This window comes from Bradyrhizobium sp. 157 (assembly GCF_023073815.1).
Classification (GTDB): domain Bacteria; phylum Pseudomonadota; class Alphaproteobacteria; order Rhizobiales; family Xanthobacteraceae; genus Bradyrhizobium.
Genome location: NZ_JADPKF010000073.1, coordinates 1 through 16,882, shown reverse-complemented (window position 1 = coordinate 16,882; position 16,882 = coordinate 1). Strand labels below are relative to the sequence as shown.

Below are 16,882 nucleotides of genomic sequence, written 5' to 3'. Positions count from 1 at the left end.
GCAAGGGATTGCGCGTCCAACGGTTGAAGACGGGCCGGGGGCCCGGTGTGAAGATTAAGGAGTGCTCGCTATGTCGACCCATATTTCCGTTCCGCCGCAATTGCTGCTCGAGCGCATCCTCACGCTTGAAATCGTGCGGGTGACGGAACGTGCAGCCGTTTCGGCCGCGCGGCTGCGCGGCCACGGCCAGGAGAAGGCGGCGGACCAGGCCGCAGTGGACGCGATGCGCCGCGAGCTCAACAAGCTGCCGATCGAAGGCACCATTGTGATTGGCGAGGGCGAGCGCGACGAGGCGCCGATGCTGTTCATCGGCGAGAAGGTCGGCCTGAATGCAGGTCCTCAGGTCGATATCGCCGTCGACCCGCTGGAAGGCACCACGCTCTGCGCCAAGAACATGCCGGGCGCGATCGCGACCATGGCGATGGCCGATGGCGGCACGCTGTTGCACGCGCCCGACGTCTACATGGAGAAGCTTGCGATCGGACCGGGCTACGACAAGGGGGTGGTCGAACTTGACGCGTCGCCGGCCGACAACGTCCGCCGCCTCGCCAAAGCCAAGGGGGTCGAGCCCGGTGCGATCACGGTGCTGGTGCTGGATCGCCCGCGCCACGCCGACATCATCGCCAGCATCCGCTCGACCGGCGCTGCAGTGCGGCTGATCACCGACGGCGACGTTGCCGGCGTGATCCATTGCGCCGACCCCGACAACACCGGCGTCGACATGTATATCGGCACCGGCGGCGCGCCCGAGGGTGTGCTGGCGGCGGCGGCGCTGCGCTGCATCGGCGGCCAGATGCAGTGCCGGCTGATCCTCGACAGCGAGGAAAAGCGCGAGCGCGCCCACAAGATGGGCGTGACCGACCCGAAGATGATCTACGGTATCGAGGACATGGTGCGGGGCGACTGCCTGTTCGCGGCCACCGGCGTCACGACAGGCTCGCTGCTCACGGGGGTCAAGTTCCGCAAGGATGCTGTGATCGAGACCGAAACGGTGGTGATGCGCTCGGTCACCGGCACGGTGCGCTACATCAAGGCCGAGCACCGGCAGCTGGATAAGTTTCACCTGGATTGAGACTCATCGTCATTCCGGGGCGCGAAGCGAACTATGGTGCGCAATTGCGCACCTGAGAATCTCGAGATTCCGGGGTCGATGCTGCGCATCGCCCCGGAATGACGACAAGAAGAACCAGGGGAGGCGCTCGTGTCCGACGTATCAGCCGTAAAAGCGCTGGTGTTCGACGTGTTCGGCACCGTCGTCGACTGGCGCACCAGCCTCATCAATGATTTCACGGAGTGGTCGAAGACCTCAGGCATCAACGCCGACTGGACCGCGCTCGTCGACGGCTGGCGCGGCGTTTACATGGCCTCGATGGATGAGGTGCGCAAGCATCCCGAACGCGGCTATCAGATCCTCGACACGTTGCACCGACGCTCGTTGGAAAAGCTGGTCGCGCAATTCGCGATCAAGGGACTGAGCGACGCCGATCTGCACTACCTGACGATGGGCTGGCACCGCCTGCATCCGTGGCCCGACAGCGTGCCAGGGCTGACGCGGCTGAAGACAAAATACATCATCTCGCCGCTTTCCAACGGCAACGTCGCGCTATTGACCAACATGGCAAAGTTCGCCGGCCTGCCGTGGGATCTCATCATGTCGGCGGAGTTGTTCGAGCACTACAAGCCCGATCCGGAAACCTATCTCGGCGCCGCCAAATTGCTCTGCCTGCCGGCGGAGCAGGTGATGATGGTCGCCGCGCATAATGGCGACCTGAAAGCCGCGCAGCAGAACGGCCTCAAGACCGCCTTTGTGGCGCGACCAACCGAATACGGCCCGCACCAGAAATACGATTTCGAGGCCACCGGCAATTGGGACATCGTCGCCAAGGATTTTGGCGGGATCGCCGACCGGCTGGGGTGCTAGTTCTTACTCATGTACCGGCCTCGATGCGGCGCCCGTGGGATGGGTGGAGCGAAGCGATACCCATCCTACGCGTTAGCGATCCGGCGCAGCCTATCCCGCGCCGGCCTGGATCACGCCGAACCAGCCGAGGCCCCTGTAGGTCTCGTAACCCGGCGTGGCGTGGAACGCGACGAGGGCGCCGGAGCGATCCTGATGGAAGCCGGAGCGCCGCCCTTCCAATGGAAGCGAGATGCGTTCGGTGAGCAGGCCTTGGCCGTCGGACGCCGCGATCACCCGGAAATTCGAATCGACCAGCAGCACGCGCGCCTTGTCGGCTGCGCCGACGCGCACGCCCTGGACGATGGCGCGGGCCTGCGGCTCCCAGTCGAAATGAATTGCCAGCACGCCGGTTGGTTTGCCGTTCGCCTTGCCGCCTTCGCGAACGCTGGCGCAGTAGGTCACGACCTGTGCATTGCCGAGCAAGGGTTGGCATTCGACGTCGCCGGCGGCGTAATCGTCGCCGGAGCGCAGGGCTCGCGCGGCGCGAAACCACTTGGTCTGCGCCACGTTCTGGCCCACGACGCCGAAGCGATCGGCGCGGCCGTTGGCCAGCACATTGCCGTCGAGATCGCAGAGCCAGAGATCGAGATAGACGGTATAGGCGCCGAGGATCACGGACATCCGTTCCGACACATGGCTGACGGCAGCAGCGCTTGGCTCAGCCGCGCAACCGACCACCGCGGAATCGGTTGCCCACCAGCGCACATCGCAGGTGCGCTCATAGAGGTTGCGGTCGATCAGCTCGATGGCGTTGAGCGACAGATCGACCATGCGCTCGCCGCGCGAGCGGTCGGCCATCTGCGCGATCGAATTCATCAGATTGCCGGTCCGGTTGGTGAGCTGGCTTTCGAGCTCGCGGGCAATGGTCTCGACCTGCTGGCCGACGTTGCGGACTTCCTGCGCCACCACGGCAAAGCCCGCACCTTGTGCGCCGGCGCGCGAACTCTCGATCAACGCGTTCAGCGCCAGCATCTTCATCTGGTTGGTGATCTTCTGGATCGACTTGGTCTTCTCGCAGGCGACCTGGTTGACCTCGGCGGTCAATCTCGCGATCAGCGCGGAAACGTCGGATTCGTCCTCGGCGCCCGCTGATTTGGCCGGCTGTTTTGCGGTCGTTGCGGTTTGGGAGCGAAGCGCGACGGACATTGGCGGGAATTCCTCAGTCTTTGTGCGGATGTCGATCTTCTGCGGATCGGCGGGACTCAAATGTGAGCGTATTCGACTCCTTTGTCGGGGATCATGGCTAACGATTGGTTTAAGTTCCGGCGCCTTACGGGTAGTTTTGCAGAGACAAGTTGCATCTTCTTTGTGCAGGTCGATTTTGTCGGCAGAGGCGGGGGTACCCGGGGCGGCGCGAGCTGATTCGTTCGCTGTGGCGGCTCGCCATCGCCCCGGTTTGCGTTTGCCGACAGGCCGCTTTGCCCCTATCTCTCGAAGGCATCATGATCCTTCCCGCATCCGCACTTCCCGTTGAACTGCCGCCGGCGTTTCTCGGCGTGGCGCATTCGGCAACGGGCAAATTGTGGCGCGACCGGCTCGACGCCCGGGGCGCGGCGCGAGCGCTGGCGATCACCCAGCGCTACCAATTGCCGGAAATGCTGGCGCGCGTACTGGCGGGCCGCGATGTCGGGATCGAGGAGGTTCATGATTTTCTCGATCCGACCATCCGCAAACTGATGCCCGATCCACACACCGTGACGCAGATGGAAGTGGCGGCCAAACGCATTGCCGATGCCGCGCTGCGCGGGGAAAAGGTTGCGATCTTCGGCGACTACGACGTTGACGGTGCCACGTCCGCGGCGCTGCTCGCCTGGCACCTGCGCCATTGCGGGCTCGATCCGCTGATTCACATCCCGGACCGGATCTTTGAAGGCTATGGCCCCAATGTCGAGGCGGTGCGGGCGCTGGCCGCCAAGGGCGCAACGCTGCTGGTGACCGTCGATTGCGGCACGACCAGCATCGAGCCGCTGGCGGAAGCGCGAAAGCACGGCCTATCCGTCGTCGTCATCGACCATCACCAGACCGGCGATGAATTGCCGGAGGTCGACGCGCTGGTGAATCCGAATCGCCCGGACGACCTCTCCGGGCTTGGTCATTTGGCAGCGGTCGGTCTGGTGCTGATCACGCTGGTCGCCGTGAACCGCGAATTGCGCGGCCGCGGCTTCTGGAACGCGGAGCTGCCGGAGCCGGACCTTTTGGGCATGCTGCACCATGTGGCGCTCGGCACCGTGGCCGACGTCGCGCCGCTGACCGGGCTCAACCGCGCCTTTGTTGCCAAGGGCCTGATCGCGATGCGGCGCCGCGACCATGTCGGCCACACCGCGCTGATGGATGTGGCGCGACTGAACGGCCCGCCGGAAGCCTGGCATCTCGGTTTCATGCTGGGGCCGCGCATCAATGCGGGCGGCCGGATCGGGCGCGCCGATCTGGGCGTGCGGCTCTTGCTGGAGGGCGACGTCTCGGAGGCCGCGCGGATCGCTGCCGAGCTCGACCGGCTGAACAGCGAGCGCCGCGTCATCGAGCAGGCGGCAGAGGCGCAGGCCGAGGCCGAGGCGCTGGCCTCGCTTGGGCTCGAAGACAAGGGCGCAGTGATCGTGACCGCTGCCGAAGGCTGGCATCCCGGCATCGTTGGTCTCGTCGCCTCGCGGCTGAAGGAGAAGTTTGCGCGTCCGGCTTTTGCCATTGCGCTCGAGCCCGGCGGCATCGGCACCGGATCGGGCCGCTCGATCTCGGGCGTCGATCTCGGCAAGGCCGTGCGGCAGGCGGTGAAGGAGCGGCTTTTGATGAAGGGCGGCGGCCATGCCATGGCTGCCGGCGTGACGCTGCGCAAAGAGAAGCTCGCGGAGTTTCGTGCCTTCATGGAAAGCGCGCTGGCCGAGGACGTCGCCAATTCCCGTCACGAGAACGAGCTGTTCATCGACGGCGCCGTTAGCGCGCGCAGCGTGACCGTGGAATTCGCCAATACGCTGAACCGCGCCGGTCCGTTCGGCGCAGCCAATCCGGAGCCGGTGATCGCGCTGCCGGCACATCAGCTCGTCTATGCCGACGAAGTTGGCCAAGCGCATTTGCGCGTCCGCTTTAAGTCCGGCGACGGCGCCATCGTCAACGGCATCGCGTTTCGCGCGGTCGGACAGAAGCTCGGACATGCACTGACGCAGAACCGCGGCCAGCTTTTGCACGTGGCTGCTACGCTCGCGGTCGATCGCTTCCAGGGTTCGGAACGCGTGCAATTGCGCGTGCTCGACGTCGCCGTGCCGGATCCGGGACCGGCCGTGATCAGGTAGAACAAGAAACGTCTCAATCAACAAACAGAACGGGAGAAGAAATGACGGGGCAGGTTCAGGGCAAGGTCGCGCTGGTTACAGGCGGCGCATCCGGCATTGGCGAAGCGGTCTGCGAATTGCTGGCGCGCGAGGGAGCATCGGTCGCGGTGACCGACATCGACGATTTGAGAGGCCCCGAGGTCGTCGCGCGGATCAAGAAGGCGGGTGGGGAGGCGAGCTTTTGGCATCACGACGTCACCAGCGAGGAGCGCTGGATCGAAGTCGTGGCTGATGTCATGCAGCGCTATGGCCGGCTCGACGTGCTGGTCTCGAATGCCGGCATCGGCATTTCGGTGCCGTCGATCACCGAGATGACGCTTTTGGACTGGCGGCGGCAGACCGCGATCAATCTCGACGGCGTGTTTTTGTCGGTGAAGCATTGCCTGCCCATGATGCGCAAGACTGGCGGCGGCTCCGTTATCATGATGTCGTCACTGGCAGGCCTGCGCGGCGCGGCCGGGCTTTCTGGTTATTGTGCGACCAAAGGCGGTGTGCGGCTGTTTGCGAAAGCGATCGCGATGGAGTGCGCGACGTTTGGCGACGGCATCCGCGTCAACTCGGTGCATCCCGGCATCATCGACACGCCGATCTGGGGCAAGATTCCGGCGGGAGCCACCGGCAGCGGGCAGAACGCGCCGATCGATCCGGAGGAGCGGGCGAAAATGGCAACCCCGCTCGGCCGCGCCGGGCAGGCCGAGGAGATTGCGCAGGGCGTGCTGTATCTGGCGTCCGATGCCTCGCGCTACGTGACGGGGACCGAGCTCGTCATCGATGGCGGCATGAATGCGGGCGGGGTGGTGCGGGGGGCGTGAGCGCGTAACGGGGGGCGGAACCCGCTTCTTTGCAGCACCCGCGCCAGAGCGCGCTATTTGGACGCCGCGGTAAATTGCGCCCGCAGCCAGGCCTGCACTGCCTCGATCGGCTCCGTCAGCGGCTGGCTGCGGTCGCGCACGAGATGCAATGAGAAACCCTCAAGTTCCGGTCCGAACGGGACCACAAGCGTGCCCTGCGCCAGTTCGTCGGAGACGAGCAGCAGGCTATGCAGCGCGATACCGGCGCCGGCGACGGTCGCCTGGATTGCATGGGTCTCATCGCTAAAGCGCAGACCCGCCCGCGCATCGATGCCGTCAATGCCGGCAATTTTCAGCCAGCGACGCCAGGTCGGATTGCGGGGATCGCGACGATACCAGTCGAAATGCAGCAGGGTTGCCGATCGCAGGTCGCTCGTTTTCTTGACACCGAGACGCGGGCTTGCGACCGGCGCAAAGCGATCGACGGTGAGCGGCTCGGCGACCAGATCGGGATAAGGTCCGGGGCCGTAGCGCAGGGCGAGATCGGCGGCGCCCGAACCGAGGCCAACGACTTCCAGCGACGCGAGCAACGTGAGATCGATGTCCGGCCGCGCCTTGCGAAAGGCAGCGATGCGCGGCACCAGCCACTTGGCCGTGAAAGCCGGCGTCGCGGAAAGCGTGACCGCGGCGCGCCGCTGCCTGCGGCTCAAGCCATCGATGACGCGTGCAAAGGAATCGAAGCCGTCGCGCAGAACCGGCAGCAAGACTTGCCCCTCCGCCGTCAGCACCACCTGGCGAGTGCGCCGTTCGAACAGGCTTACGCCGATCGCTTCCTCCAGCTGCCGCACCTGATGACTGATCGCCGTTGGCGTGACGTGCAGTTCGTGGGCTGCGCGCTTGAAGCTCAGATGTCGCGCGGCGGCCTCGAACGCGCGCAAACCGGTCAATGGCGGCAGTCGTCTCATGGCTAAAGCCTATGGATGAATAGATCTCAGCCATAAGCTGAGCAATTTGCGTTTGTCAACGCGAATTTCTCGCACCAATGTACCGAAAACGGATGAAGGAAGATAAGCCATGAAGCTGCTACAAATTGATTCGAGCGCGCGTTCCCAAGCCTCAGACCGGAGCCCGCGGGGATCGCACACACGCCGGCTCACCGCGCGGTTCACCCGGCGCTGGCTGCAACACCGGCCGAATGATTTTCTGGTCAGTCGCGATGTCGGCCAATCACCGCCGCCGCCGGTGACCGAAAAATGGATCAGCGCCGCCTTTACGAAGCCCGACCAACGTGAGCCCTGGATGAAGGAGGCGCTCGCGGAAAGCGACGCGCTGGTCGATGAACTGATCGCAGCCGATCTGATCGTGGCCGGCGTGCCGATGTACAATTTCGGCATGCCCGCGCAGTTCAAGGCCTATATCGACCATGTCGTGCGGGTCGGGCGCACGTTCGGCTTTGACCGTTCACGGCCGGACGATCCCTATACGCCGCTGCTGGCAGGCATGGACAAGCGCCTCATCTTGCTCGGTTCGCGAGGTGACTACGGGTACGATCCGGGGGGCCGCATCGCTCATATCAATCATGTGGAAGGTGCTATCCGTGATGTCTTCGCCTTTCTAGGCGTCACCGCATTCCACAGCGTTGCAATCGAGTATGACGAGTTCGGCGGCGACCGGTTGCAGGCGTCGATTGCGGCGGCCGAACGCACCGTCGATGATCTGGTCGACCGGCTGGTGGAGGAAGCGGAGCCGCGGCAGGCGGCTTGAATGCGGGCGGAATGGCGCGGAGGTAATCGTCATTGCGAGGAGCGTAAGCGCAACGACGGTGGAGCTACCCGCCCTGCCTCAACCGCGCGAGCACCTTCAGTCCGCCATAGCCATCTGCCGGCAGCAGCCCCATCTTCGTTTGATAATCCCTGACCGCCTTCATCGTGTCGTTGCCGACGCGGCCGTCGGTGCCGCCGGTGTCGAAGCCGGCTTTGGTTAGCCGCGTCTGCAGCTCCTGCACTTCGGCGAGCGTCAGCGTGCGTTCGGAGCCGGGGAAGGGCTGGATGAAAGGCGGGGCGCCCAAAATGCGATCGCCGAGATGGCAGATCGCGAGCGCGTAGTTCATCGACGGATTGTAGCTTTTGACCGAATAGAAATTCGGACCCAACAGGAACGCCGGACCGCCTGAAACCGGCACCCACATCTGCGCGGACGCATTCGGCTGCGGAAACGGCTTGCCGTCGGCGCGCGTGACGCCGGCGCTGGCCCATGCTGCATAGGTCCGGCTGCCGCTCGAAGCCCCTCCGGATGCGCGGACTTCATAGCCCCAGTGTTCGCCGCGGTGATACTTGCCGCGGTTGAGCAGGTAGCGCGCGCTGGAGCCGAGCGCATCGTCGGGCTTGCCGAACGGCGAGACGCGGCCGTCCTTGTCGTAGTCCATGCCGACATTGAGCCAGACTTCCGGCATCCATTGCGTGTGACCCATCGCGCCGGCCCAGGATCCCCGCATTTCTTCCGGCGTGCTCCAGCCGCGGTCGACGATCTTGAGCGCGTTGATCAGCTCGGTTTCCCAATAGGCGCGGCGGCGCGGCTCGTTCCAGGCCAGCGCCGCGAGCGCCGGAAAGATCGGGCGCATATGGTTCTGCTGCACCAAGGGATCGCCATAGGCCGACTCGACGCCCCATAGCGCCAGCAGCGTGCCGCGCTCGACGCCAAAGTTCTGCTCGATGCGCGCGAACAGCGCCTCGTGTTTCCGGAGCGCCTCGCGGCCGTTGATGATGCGCCAGTCCGAGACGCGGCGGTTGATGTATTGCCAGATCTGCTCGTGGAATTCCGGTTGCTTCTGCATCTGCCGGAACACGCTCATGTCGGGCTCGATCCGACCCATCACCCGCGTCCAGGTCGCATCCGAAATGCCTTTTGCCAGGGCACGCGCGCGAAAATTGTCGCGCCACTGATCGAAGCCGGGCGGGGCAGCCAAAACGGGTAGCGTCGTCGCGAGCAGAGCGCCGGTACCGAGGCCCAGCACCGTGCGGCGGGTTGGGGCTTTCTGGGAATCAGGCTGTTTCATGCCCGCAGTCTAGCGGCACGGCGGGCCTGCGCCAAAAGCCATGACGCCGCGGGAACCGGCGCTTCCTTCACAAATCCGCGGCGATTCTGGCCAGCCAGCGGCGGATCAGGCGCTGGCCGTTGGGAGAAAGCCCCGCTGCCAAGCGCAGCTCGATTGCTTGCGCGTGCCGCCGGCATTTGTTGAGCAGGGCCGCGCCCCGCCGCGTCAGCGTCCATTGCAGCACCCGGCCATGGCTTGGGTGCGGGGTCTTCCTGATCGCTCCGTCGCGCTCGAGATTGCGGATGATGACGCCGACCGTCTGCGGCGTCAGCATCGCCACGCGCGCAAGCTCCGCGCCGGACAGACCGGGATAGGCCCTGAGCATCGTCAGCACCACGAATTGCGGCGAGGTGACGCCGAGCTCGGCCAGCGACCGCTCCATCGCCAGCCGCGTCGCGCTCTGGGCCTGGCGCAGCAGATAGGCGAGGTAACCTTGCTCGCCGCGCTTGCCCTCGCCGGGCGGCGGCGGGCGGATCATCGCGAATGCGGGATCTTCGGCGGATCTTTTGCGGTTACGGGCTGCGGATTTCCGCTCGGCCGGCTCTTCGCGATTTCTCGTTTTTCGCGCGTGGGCGTTTTGCGGCCCATGCGATCGTGCACTCGCCGAAGTTACGATCTTGCGCAACATATCAGTGCTCTTATAATAAATCAGAGCACTGATAACATGAGGCACAAGAGATGTCACACGCCCGCAAAGAGTACCGAGACTTCATGTCATTGACGCCGGACGCTTACGAGGCCGTACTGGCGCTCAGCCAGGTCGCGGGCAAGGCGGGCATGGACAAGCAATTGCTCGAGCTGATCAAGCTGCGCGCCTCGCAGATCAACGGCTGTGCCTTCTGCGTGCAGTACCACATCCTGGAGGGCGAAAAGCTCGGCATGCCCACCGACAAGCTCAATCTCGTGGTGGTCTGGCGCGAGGCGCCGCAGTTTTCCGCGCGCGAGCGTGCCGCGCTGGCCTGGACGGAAGCGCTGACGTTGCTAAGTGATGGTGTCAGCGACGAGGTCTATGCGCAGGCGAGCGCGGAATTCTCCGAGAAGGAGCTCGCCTATCTCACCTCCGCTGTCGCCTCGATCAATGTCTGGAACAGGTTCGGCGCGGCGTTTCGCTGGACGCCACCGGCGCGGAAGAATCAGGCCGCCTGAGCGGCACGGGCGCTACAAGCCGGTTTGGGCGAGTGGGTCACGACCGAACCGGTTGTTTCCAGATCTTCCCGGCACGACGCTCAGGACGATCACCACCAGCAAAGTGATGATCCATCCGCTGACGCTTGTTACGCTGGAAACAATGGGAATTGCGAGCGCGGCGAGCATCCACCATCCTGAAACATTCAGATCGTGTAGCCGCTTCACGGTGACGGCAATGAGCGGCCAAAGGAGGACAAGCAGCACCAGCAGGATCGACCAGTCATGGCTGACATCGTGGCGATCATAATAGCGCACGCGCGGAACGGTGAGGTTGCGCCATATCCTTATCAACAACGCATTAACAATCACGATGCCGAAATAGCCAAGCCGAAACTCCTGGCGGCTGATGCGGCCTTCCAGCGACAGGAAATACCAGGCGAATGTGGTGAACATGCTGTGGGTACGGATTGCGGTTTGTATCTCAATGCCACGTTACGCCGCCAGCGGTTAATGCCGACGGAATTCATTGCAGGGATTTGAACGGTTCCGCGTTCGAAAGCGAACCGGTTTTCGATTAATTCTCGCGGCCTTCCCGCGCGGCATGACGCAGCACATTCTCTGGCAACGCGTGAGCAACGGCAGCCGCCGCCGGCGGCTCGGTCCCGATCTGGTGGCCGCGACCGCGGATCAGCCGTTCGTAGGAGGCGATCAGCGTGGTGTAGGGGTTGACCCAGATCCAGCCGTCACGCGTGAACACCTGCACGTCGAAGTGCAGGTGGTATGACGTGCCGTTGGGGAAATCGAGGTAGTTGGAGACCACGCCGATCTTCTCGCCCTCGGCGACCCGGCGCCCGTTGAGGATGCCGTCCGCATCCATGGCTGAAGGGTTCATGTGCATGTAGCGAAAGCGGATGTGCTCTTTGCCTGTGTTGATCTGCAGCGTTGCCGCCTGTTGCTTTAAGGAACGGATGATGACGCCGTCGCGGACGGCGATGACCGCCTGTTTCCTCGGATGGCAGGAGTTGTCGGCGCCAGGGTTCGGCGGGCAGGGCGCGGGGCGGATGTCCTGGCCCTGGTGACCGAAGCCGGCCGCACATTGGCCGACCTGGAAACTGCGGGCTTCGCAAAAATTGTCCCGCCACGGATAGACGCTTTGATAGGTGCCTTGATGGGTGCCTTGGCGTTCGCCGGATTTGCGCTTGGCGAACTGCTGCGAGCTGACCCGGGCCGGAGCTCTCTCCAGCGGAAAGCGTATCTGCGAATAGGCAACGAGGTCGGCGCGGCCGCCGCGCCTCCGTGCGCCGCTGTTGGCGATGATGTCACCGCTCGGACGATAGCTGAAGTCGGGCGAAAGGGTGGCCGGCCGTTCAGCAACCTCGGAGGAAACGTCGAAGCGCGGTCGCGCCGGCTGGCCTCCGGCGATGCGCAGCGCCTTCAGGAAGCGCTGGGCAATCGGGTAAGCCTCGCGGCAGGCCAGCCGCCGCGCTCGCGGCGCTGAATCGAGGCATTGGATCGATACCACGTAGGGCACGCCGAAACGGGTGAAGGCGTAGCGCACATAACCTTCACGAATGAAACGGCGCATGTCGGGGTATTGCGACGCCAGCGCCTTGACCGGCTCGCCCTTGCCGCCGAGCGGATCGGCAAGATCGTAGACCAGGATCGAGCCCGTGATCTGCACCTCCACCGGCCGGGCGAAGATTCGCGACGGAAGGCCCTCACCGGCGCCGGGATCCAGCGAAAACACCGCGTCATAGCCGGAGGGGCCGGCGTAAAACAGGTCGACGGGGCGGAAGCCGGCCTGATGGCGTGACACCGCCGGGGCCTGCGTGCCACTGGCCTCGGCCTCGAGATAAGCCGCGGTATCAAACGGCAACAGCACCGGCACCGGACTACGGCCGATTCCGGCGAACATCGCCGAATTGATCGCGTTCAACTGCACCAGCGCAGGCGTCGCGCGCGGATCCCATGCCGACACCCGCCGCTGGCCTGCGAAGGTGAAGCGCGACGCGATCGCCGGCCGGGAACTGATCTCGCTGCGAAGCTGATCCAGAACGGCGCGCCATTCGACGCGAACGGCCGACATCGACGGCGTTCTGAACTCATTGGCGGAAACGTCGGCAATCCCGGCGGAGAGCAAATAAAAGGCTGCCAGCCAACCCGAGAGCAAGCGGACAGCCTTTGTACCCAATGCATCGCCCCCGGCGTATGCCCCGTAGCCTATGGCGCGGTCTTAATCCTTTGCGCGTTCGACGTAGGAGCCGTCCTCGGTCATGACCACGATCCGTGTTCCCGTTCCAATGTGCGGCGGCACCGAGGTGCGTACGCCGTTGGAGAGGATAGCAGGCTTGTAGGAGGAAGACGCGGTCTGCCCCTTGGTGACCGGCTCGGTCTCCACAACTTCGAGGGTTGCGCGCTGCGGCAACTGGATGGCGACCGGGTTCAGGTCGTGCATCGACAGCTTCACCGTCATGTTTTCCTGCAAGTAGGGCGCAGCCGAGCCTACGATCTCCTTCGAAACCTGGACCTGGTCATAGGTCTCGGCATTCATGAAGTGGAAGCCGTCGGCATCCTCGTAGAGGTAGTTGAAATTGCGGTCCTCGACGGTGGCCTTCTCGACCTGGTCAGTGGTCTTGTAGCGTTCCGACACCTTCACGCCGTCGCCAATGCGGCGCATTTCGATCTGGCTGACCGGGGTTCCCTTGCCGGGATGGATGTTTTCGGCTGACAGGACGACATAGAGCTTTCCGTCTTGCTCGATGACGTTGCCCTTGCGAATAGAACTGGCGATGACTTTCAAAGCTGCTTTCCCGAATTTCTGGCCTTCGGCCGAATCGGACATGGGCGTCCGCAGGGCCAATCAGGCGGTTTCGGGCTGCAACATACTGATTTTGCCCGTCGATGCCAGCGTTTTACGGCCGTTTCAGCGAGCTGCTTGAAGCCGTAACTAGCCGGATTTTGCCCCGTTGCATGACGAGGCTGGCAAGCAATTGAACGATGGGACCGACCGTTGCTGATGGGCTTGGAAGTAATGTCTTAGTCGGTTCGCGAAGACCCGCGGCTTCAGCGGCATGCGTCGACATCGATCGGGCGAATGGACAAGGAGAGCGTCTTTCGACATGAAATGGCCGAGCTGGAATTGGATCTTGCCGCTTCCTCCGGCTCGCCGTATCGGACTCAAAGAAAGTCAACAATATCAATGATATTTACCGATTCCCTGAACACCTTGATTGGCTCCGCGGAGGATGCCGGTGGATTCGGAACCGCCTGCGATGGTTGATACCGGCCAGCTCTCGCCTTGGTGGTCGGCCGCGCGGCATGCCGATCGCAAGCCGTTCCTGACGGCGCGAGCCGCGATCACGACGGCTGTGCGAGGCTGGTTCGACGAGCAGGGTTTTACTGAGGTGGAAACCGGCATCCTGCAGGTCTCGCCGGGCAACGAGACGCATCTGCATGCCCTGCGCACCGAAATCATCAGCCATAATGGCACGCGGGCGACGCGCTATCTGCGAACGTCGCCGGAATTCGCCGCCAAGAAACTGCTTGCCGCCGGTGAAGCCAAAATCTTCGAGTTGGCGCGCGTGTTCCGCGACCGCGAGCGTGGCGATCTGCATCTGCCCGAATTCACGATGCTGGAATGGTATCGTGCCGACACAAGCTATGATGCTGTTATGGCCGACACCATCGACGTGATCGCACATGCAGCGCAGGCGACCGGGATCGGGCGGTTCTCGTTCCGGGGCAGAACGGCCGATCCCTTCGCCGAGCCGGAACTGCTGACGGTAGCATCCGCATTCGAGCGCTTTGCTGGAATCGATCTGTTGGCCACAATCAGCAATGGCGAGGGCGATCGCGCGAGGCTTGCAGCGGCAGCAAAACCGCGGGTGCGGATCACCGATGACGACACCTGGTCGGATATTTTCAGTAAACTGCTGGTCGAACATGTCGAACCGAATCTGGGGCAGGGGCGTTTGACTGTCTTGTTCGAATATCCGGCGCCGGAGGCCGCACTGGCGCGGACAAAGGCGTCCGATCCGCGTGTTGCCGAACGTTTTGAGGTCTATGCCTGCGGCGTCGAACTCGCCAACGGATTTGGCGAATTGACCGATGCCGCCGAACAGCGCCGCCGCTTCGCCGCTGATATGGACGAGAAGGAGCGGCGCTACGGCGAGCGCTATCCGCTGGACGAGGATTTTCTCGCAGCGGTTGCCGCGATGCCGCCGTCGAGCGGCGTCGCGCTCGGTTTCGATCGGCTGGTGATGCTGGCAAGCGGCGCGCAGCGGGTGGACCAGGTGGTATGGACGCCACCGGCAGGAGAGACATGAACAGGATCGATCCGAAGCTTTTGGCAACGCTGAGGCAGCCCGCCGATCTCATCGAGCGGGGGTTGGCGAAGACGGCCGATCTCGCCGACCTCGAGCGGGTCGCCGCGCGCTACGCCATCGCGGTGACGGCTGATATCGCCAATCTGATCGACACGGAAAATCCGGACGATCCGATCGCGCGGCAATTCATTCCGAGCGCGCTCGAACTGGTGAACGGGCCGGGCGAGAATGCCGATCCGATCGGCGACGACGCGCATTCGCCGGTCGCCGGCATCGTGCATCGCTATCCCGACCGCGTGCTGTTCAAGCTGGTGCATGTCTGCGCGGTGTATTGCCGCTTCTGCTTCCGCCGCGAGATGGTCGGCCCGGGCAAGGCAACGGCGCTGTCGGAAGCCGCCTATCGCGACGCGGTGAATTATGTCCGTGAGCACAAGGAAATCTGGGAAGTCATCCTGACCGGCGGTGATCCGCTGATGTTGTCGCCGCGACGGTTGGCTGAGATCATGACAGACCTCGCCGCCATCGATCACGTCAGGATCATTCGCATCCACACCCGCGTGCCGGTGGCTGCGCCTGCGCGCATCGATGGCGACATGATCAAGGCATTGAAAGTCGAGGGCGCAACGACCTGGATCGCCGTTCACGCCAATCATCCGAGCGAATTCTCGGGCGAGGCCCGCGCCGTCTGCGCGCTGCTGGCTGACGCCGGTGTTCCGCTGGTGAGCCAGACGGTGCTGCTTCGCGGCGTAAATGATGATGCAGCGACGCTGGAAGCGCTGATGCGGGCCTTTGTTGAAAACCGAATCAAGCCCTACTACCTGCATCATGGCGATCTGGCGCCGGGGACCGGGCATCTGCGCACCACCATTGCAGAGGGACGGGAACTGATGCGCAACTTGCGCGGCCGCGTCTCGGGCCTGTGCCAGCCGGATTACGTGCTCGACATTCCCGGCGGCCATGGAAAGGCGCCGATTGGACCGAATTATTTGTCGCATGCAAGTTCCGGGGAATGTGAATTATCCTCGGACGCGCAGTATCGTATCGTCGACTATTGCGGAGAAGTTCACTTCTATCCGCCAAAGCCGTGACCGGGCGATGACGGAGAACGGCGAGGAGAAACGGGAGCAGCCGGAAGACGAAGGCCACCGCGGAATCGAAAACGCCGTTCTGCTCGGCTTCTTCGTGCTGCTGGTGGCCGCCGGAATCTGGTTGCTCGGCACCATGGCCGATGTACGAAAGGCACAGGACTGCGCCGCGCAGGGACGGCGAAACTGCGCAATGATCGACGTGCCCGAACGGACACGATAAGTGAGTCTAAAAGGCGGAGAATCGGGATGCAAAGAACAATCTTGTCAGTCGCGCTGATGGTCCTGATCGGCATGCCTGCTGCGTTCGCGCAGGGCGGAACGTCGACGATGCCAAAGAATAGCCCGAGTGCCGGAGGGATTCCGGAAGCGCCGATCGGACATCGTCAGCCCCGCCGCAGCGATGTGCCCGAAAAGAACCAGCCTGACCCGAACGATCCCTTGAGCAAGGAAAACGCAGCGCTCGACCGCAAGATCAAGAGCATCTGCCGCGGCTGTTAGGGCGCGCACTCAAATCTGAGACATGGCCGGGCAAACCACCGGCCTGACGACGGTGGAAGTGCTCGGCGACATGAAAGCCACGAGCCTCAAGGATGCTCTGCGCTCAACCGGGGGCGGTGACGCTCGGAAGATGAGGGAAGCGACCTTCGATCGTTTTCAGCAATATCAGCGCGGCTAGTAGTCCAGGTCCGACAAGAACGTCGTGTTCACGATTTCGAACTCGGACTGCAACCAATTTTTCAATAGTTAAGCGCGCGCCAAGCGATGCGTTGTAGAATCTGCCGTGCTGCATTTCACCGGGTGGTGATCTATGCCCGAAAGCTCAAGCAGCGTATCGAAGCTCGCCTGGCGCTGAGCGCGATGCTTCGATGTGAAGTACGCCACAGGCGGTCAATTTTTGATGGGCGTGCGACGTGTGCTTGTCAGGCGAGCGGACGTCAAGCCGCGCCGAAAGGCATGCGTTTTCCGGAAAGTAATCCGGATTGCGACTTCCCCATGGAGATCGCAGCCCTATTGAAACGGGAGCAGGGCGCGCCGATCACGTGCCCTGCTGCGTTATCATTCGACTCGAGCGGCTAGAGCATGATGATTTTTGGTTAGATCGATTTGGCCGCAGACGCGCTTCACCTCTCCCGCTTGCGGGGGAGGTCGGCGCGAAGCGCCGGGTGGGGGCTC

At 63.5% G+C, this 16,882-nt stretch carries 18 protein-coding genes; 11 read left to right on the top strand and 7 right to left on the bottom strand.

Translation table 11 applies throughout. From position 1 onward, the window contains the following. Positions 1 to 70 precede the first annotated feature (70 nt). Positions 71 to 1,072, top strand: coding sequence for a class II fructose-bisphosphatase (glpX, locus tag IVA95_RS15870; RefSeq protein ID WP_213247332.1), 1,002 nt, complete (start codon positions 71 to 73; stop codon positions 1,070 to 1,072). Positions 1,073 to 1,201: 129 nt separating this feature from the next. Next, a complete protein-coding gene (locus IVA95_RS15865) occupies positions 1,202 to 1,921 on the top strand; it encodes a haloacid dehalogenase type II (RefSeq protein WP_247511309.1) in 720 nt (239 codons plus the stop codon). A gap of 90 nt (positions 1,922 to 2,011) precedes the next feature. Here IVA95_RS15865 and IVA95_RS15860 read toward each other — a convergent pair whose 3' ends face one another. Next, positions 2,012 to 3,106, bottom strand: coding sequence for a methyl-accepting chemotaxis protein (locus IVA95_RS15860; protein ID WP_247511308.1), 1,095 nt, complete (start codon positions 3,104 to 3,106; stop codon positions 2,012 to 2,014). A 296-nt stretch (positions 3,107 to 3,402) separates the two neighbouring features. Here IVA95_RS15860 and recJ point away from each other — a divergent pair, with 296 nt between their 5' ends. Then, positions 3,403 to 5,244 carry a single-stranded-DNA-specific exonuclease RecJ gene (gene recJ / locus IVA95_RS15855; RefSeq protein WP_247511306.1) on the top strand — a complete coding sequence of 614 codons (1,842 nt, stop codon included), beginning with the start codon at positions 3,403 to 3,405 and terminating at the stop codon, positions 5,242 to 5,244. A gap of 41 nt (positions 5,245 to 5,285) precedes the next feature. After that, entirely contained in the window at positions 5,286 to 6,095 is an 810-nt protein-coding gene (locus IVA95_RS15850) for a glucose 1-dehydrogenase (protein ID WP_247511304.1), read from the top strand. Positions 6,096 to 6,148: 53 nt separating this feature from the next. Here IVA95_RS15850 and IVA95_RS15845 read toward each other — a convergent pair whose 3' ends face one another. After that, on the bottom strand, positions 6,149 to 7,039 hold the full coding sequence (locus IVA95_RS15845) for a LysR substrate-binding domain-containing protein (RefSeq protein WP_247511302.1): 891 nt from the start codon (positions 7,037 to 7,039) through the stop codon (positions 6,149 to 6,151). A gap of 109 nt (positions 7,040 to 7,148) precedes the next feature. Here IVA95_RS15845 and IVA95_RS15840 point away from each other — a divergent pair, with 109 nt between their 5' ends. Continuing rightward, positions 7,149 to 7,838, top strand: coding sequence for an NAD(P)H-dependent oxidoreductase (locus tag IVA95_RS15840; RefSeq protein ID WP_247511301.1), 690 nt, complete (start codon positions 7,149 to 7,151; stop codon positions 7,836 to 7,838). 64 nt (positions 7,839 to 7,902) lie between these two features. On the opposite strand, the gene IVA95_RS15835 is transcribed toward IVA95_RS15840, so the two are convergent. Together IVA95_RS15835 and IVA95_RS15830 are read right to left on the bottom strand one after the other, a co-directional pair. Beyond that, a complete protein-coding gene (locus tag IVA95_RS15835; RefSeq protein WP_247511300.1) occupies positions 7,903 to 9,129 on the bottom strand; it encodes a lytic murein transglycosylase in 1,227 nt (408 codons plus the stop codon). Positions 9,130 to 9,196: 67 nt separating this feature from the next. Continuing rightward, the gene (locus tag IVA95_RS15830; RefSeq protein WP_247511299.1) at positions 9,197 to 9,646 is read right to left on the bottom strand and encodes a MarR family transcriptional regulator; all 450 of its coding nucleotides are present in this window, start codon (positions 9,644 to 9,646) and stop codon (positions 9,197 to 9,199) included. Between the two features lie 200 nt (positions 9,647 to 9,846). Between IVA95_RS15830 and IVA95_RS15825 the strand changes: the two genes are divergently transcribed. Continuing rightward, positions 9,847 to 10,314: a carboxymuconolactone decarboxylase family protein gene (locus tag IVA95_RS15825; protein WP_247511298.1), complete on the top strand. Its 468-nt coding sequence runs from the start codon at positions 9,847 to 9,849 to the stop codon at positions 10,312 to 10,314. Positions 10,315 to 10,326: 12 nt separating this feature from the next. Here IVA95_RS15825 and IVA95_RS15820 read toward each other — a convergent pair whose 3' ends face one another. From IVA95_RS15820 to efp, 3 genes are all read right to left on the bottom strand, one after another. Next, positions 10,327 to 10,749: a DUF805 domain-containing protein gene (locus IVA95_RS15820; protein WP_247511297.1), complete on the bottom strand. Its 423-nt coding sequence runs from the start codon at positions 10,747 to 10,749 to the stop codon at positions 10,327 to 10,329. A 121-nt stretch (positions 10,750 to 10,870) separates the two neighbouring features. Next, on the bottom strand, positions 10,871 to 12,487 hold the full coding sequence (locus IVA95_RS15815) for a peptidoglycan DD-metalloendopeptidase family protein (RefSeq protein ID WP_247511296.1): 1,617 nt from the start codon (positions 12,485 to 12,487) through the stop codon (positions 10,871 to 10,873). 42 nt (positions 12,488 to 12,529) lie between these two features. Then, positions 12,530 to 13,096 (bottom strand): elongation factor P, encoded by a 567-nt coding sequence (efp, locus tag IVA95_RS15810; protein WP_171710882.1) that lies wholly within the window; start codon positions 13,094 to 13,096, stop codon positions 12,530 to 12,532. A gap of 472 nt (positions 13,097 to 13,568) precedes the next feature. On the opposite strand from efp, the gene epmA reads away from it, so the two are divergent. From epmA to IVA95_RS15785, 5 genes are read left to right on the top strand one after another with little or no spacing between them, the layout of a single operon-like run. After that, complete coding sequence (epmA, locus tag IVA95_RS15805; protein ID WP_247511721.1) at positions 13,569 to 14,621, top strand: EF-P lysine aminoacylase EpmA; 1,053 nt, start codon at positions 13,569 to 13,571, stop codon at positions 14,619 to 14,621. Further along, positions 14,618 to 15,709 carry a lysine-2,3-aminomutase-like protein gene (locus tag IVA95_RS15800; RefSeq protein ID WP_247511295.1) on the top strand — a complete coding sequence of 364 codons (1,092 nt, stop codon included), beginning with the start codon at positions 14,618 to 14,620 and terminating at the stop codon, positions 15,707 to 15,709. Before epmA ends, IVA95_RS15800 begins: the two co-directional genes overlap by 4 nt. Positions 15,710 to 15,716: 7 nt before the next feature. Further along, positions 15,717 to 15,929 carry a hypothetical protein gene (locus IVA95_RS15795; RefSeq protein ID WP_247511294.1) on the top strand — a complete coding sequence of 71 codons (213 nt, stop codon included), beginning with the start codon at positions 15,717 to 15,719 and terminating at the stop codon, positions 15,927 to 15,929. A gap of 26 nt (positions 15,930 to 15,955) precedes the next feature. After that, complete coding sequence (locus IVA95_RS15790) at positions 15,956 to 16,207, top strand: hypothetical protein (RefSeq protein ID WP_213247304.1); 252 nt, start codon at positions 15,956 to 15,958, stop codon at positions 16,205 to 16,207. Positions 16,208 to 16,229: 22 nt separating this feature from the next. Then, positions 16,230 to 16,385: a hypothetical protein gene (locus tag IVA95_RS15785; protein ID WP_247511293.1), complete on the top strand. Its 156-nt coding sequence runs from the start codon at positions 16,230 to 16,232 to the stop codon at positions 16,383 to 16,385. Positions 16,386 to 16,882: the final 497 nt, after the last annotated feature.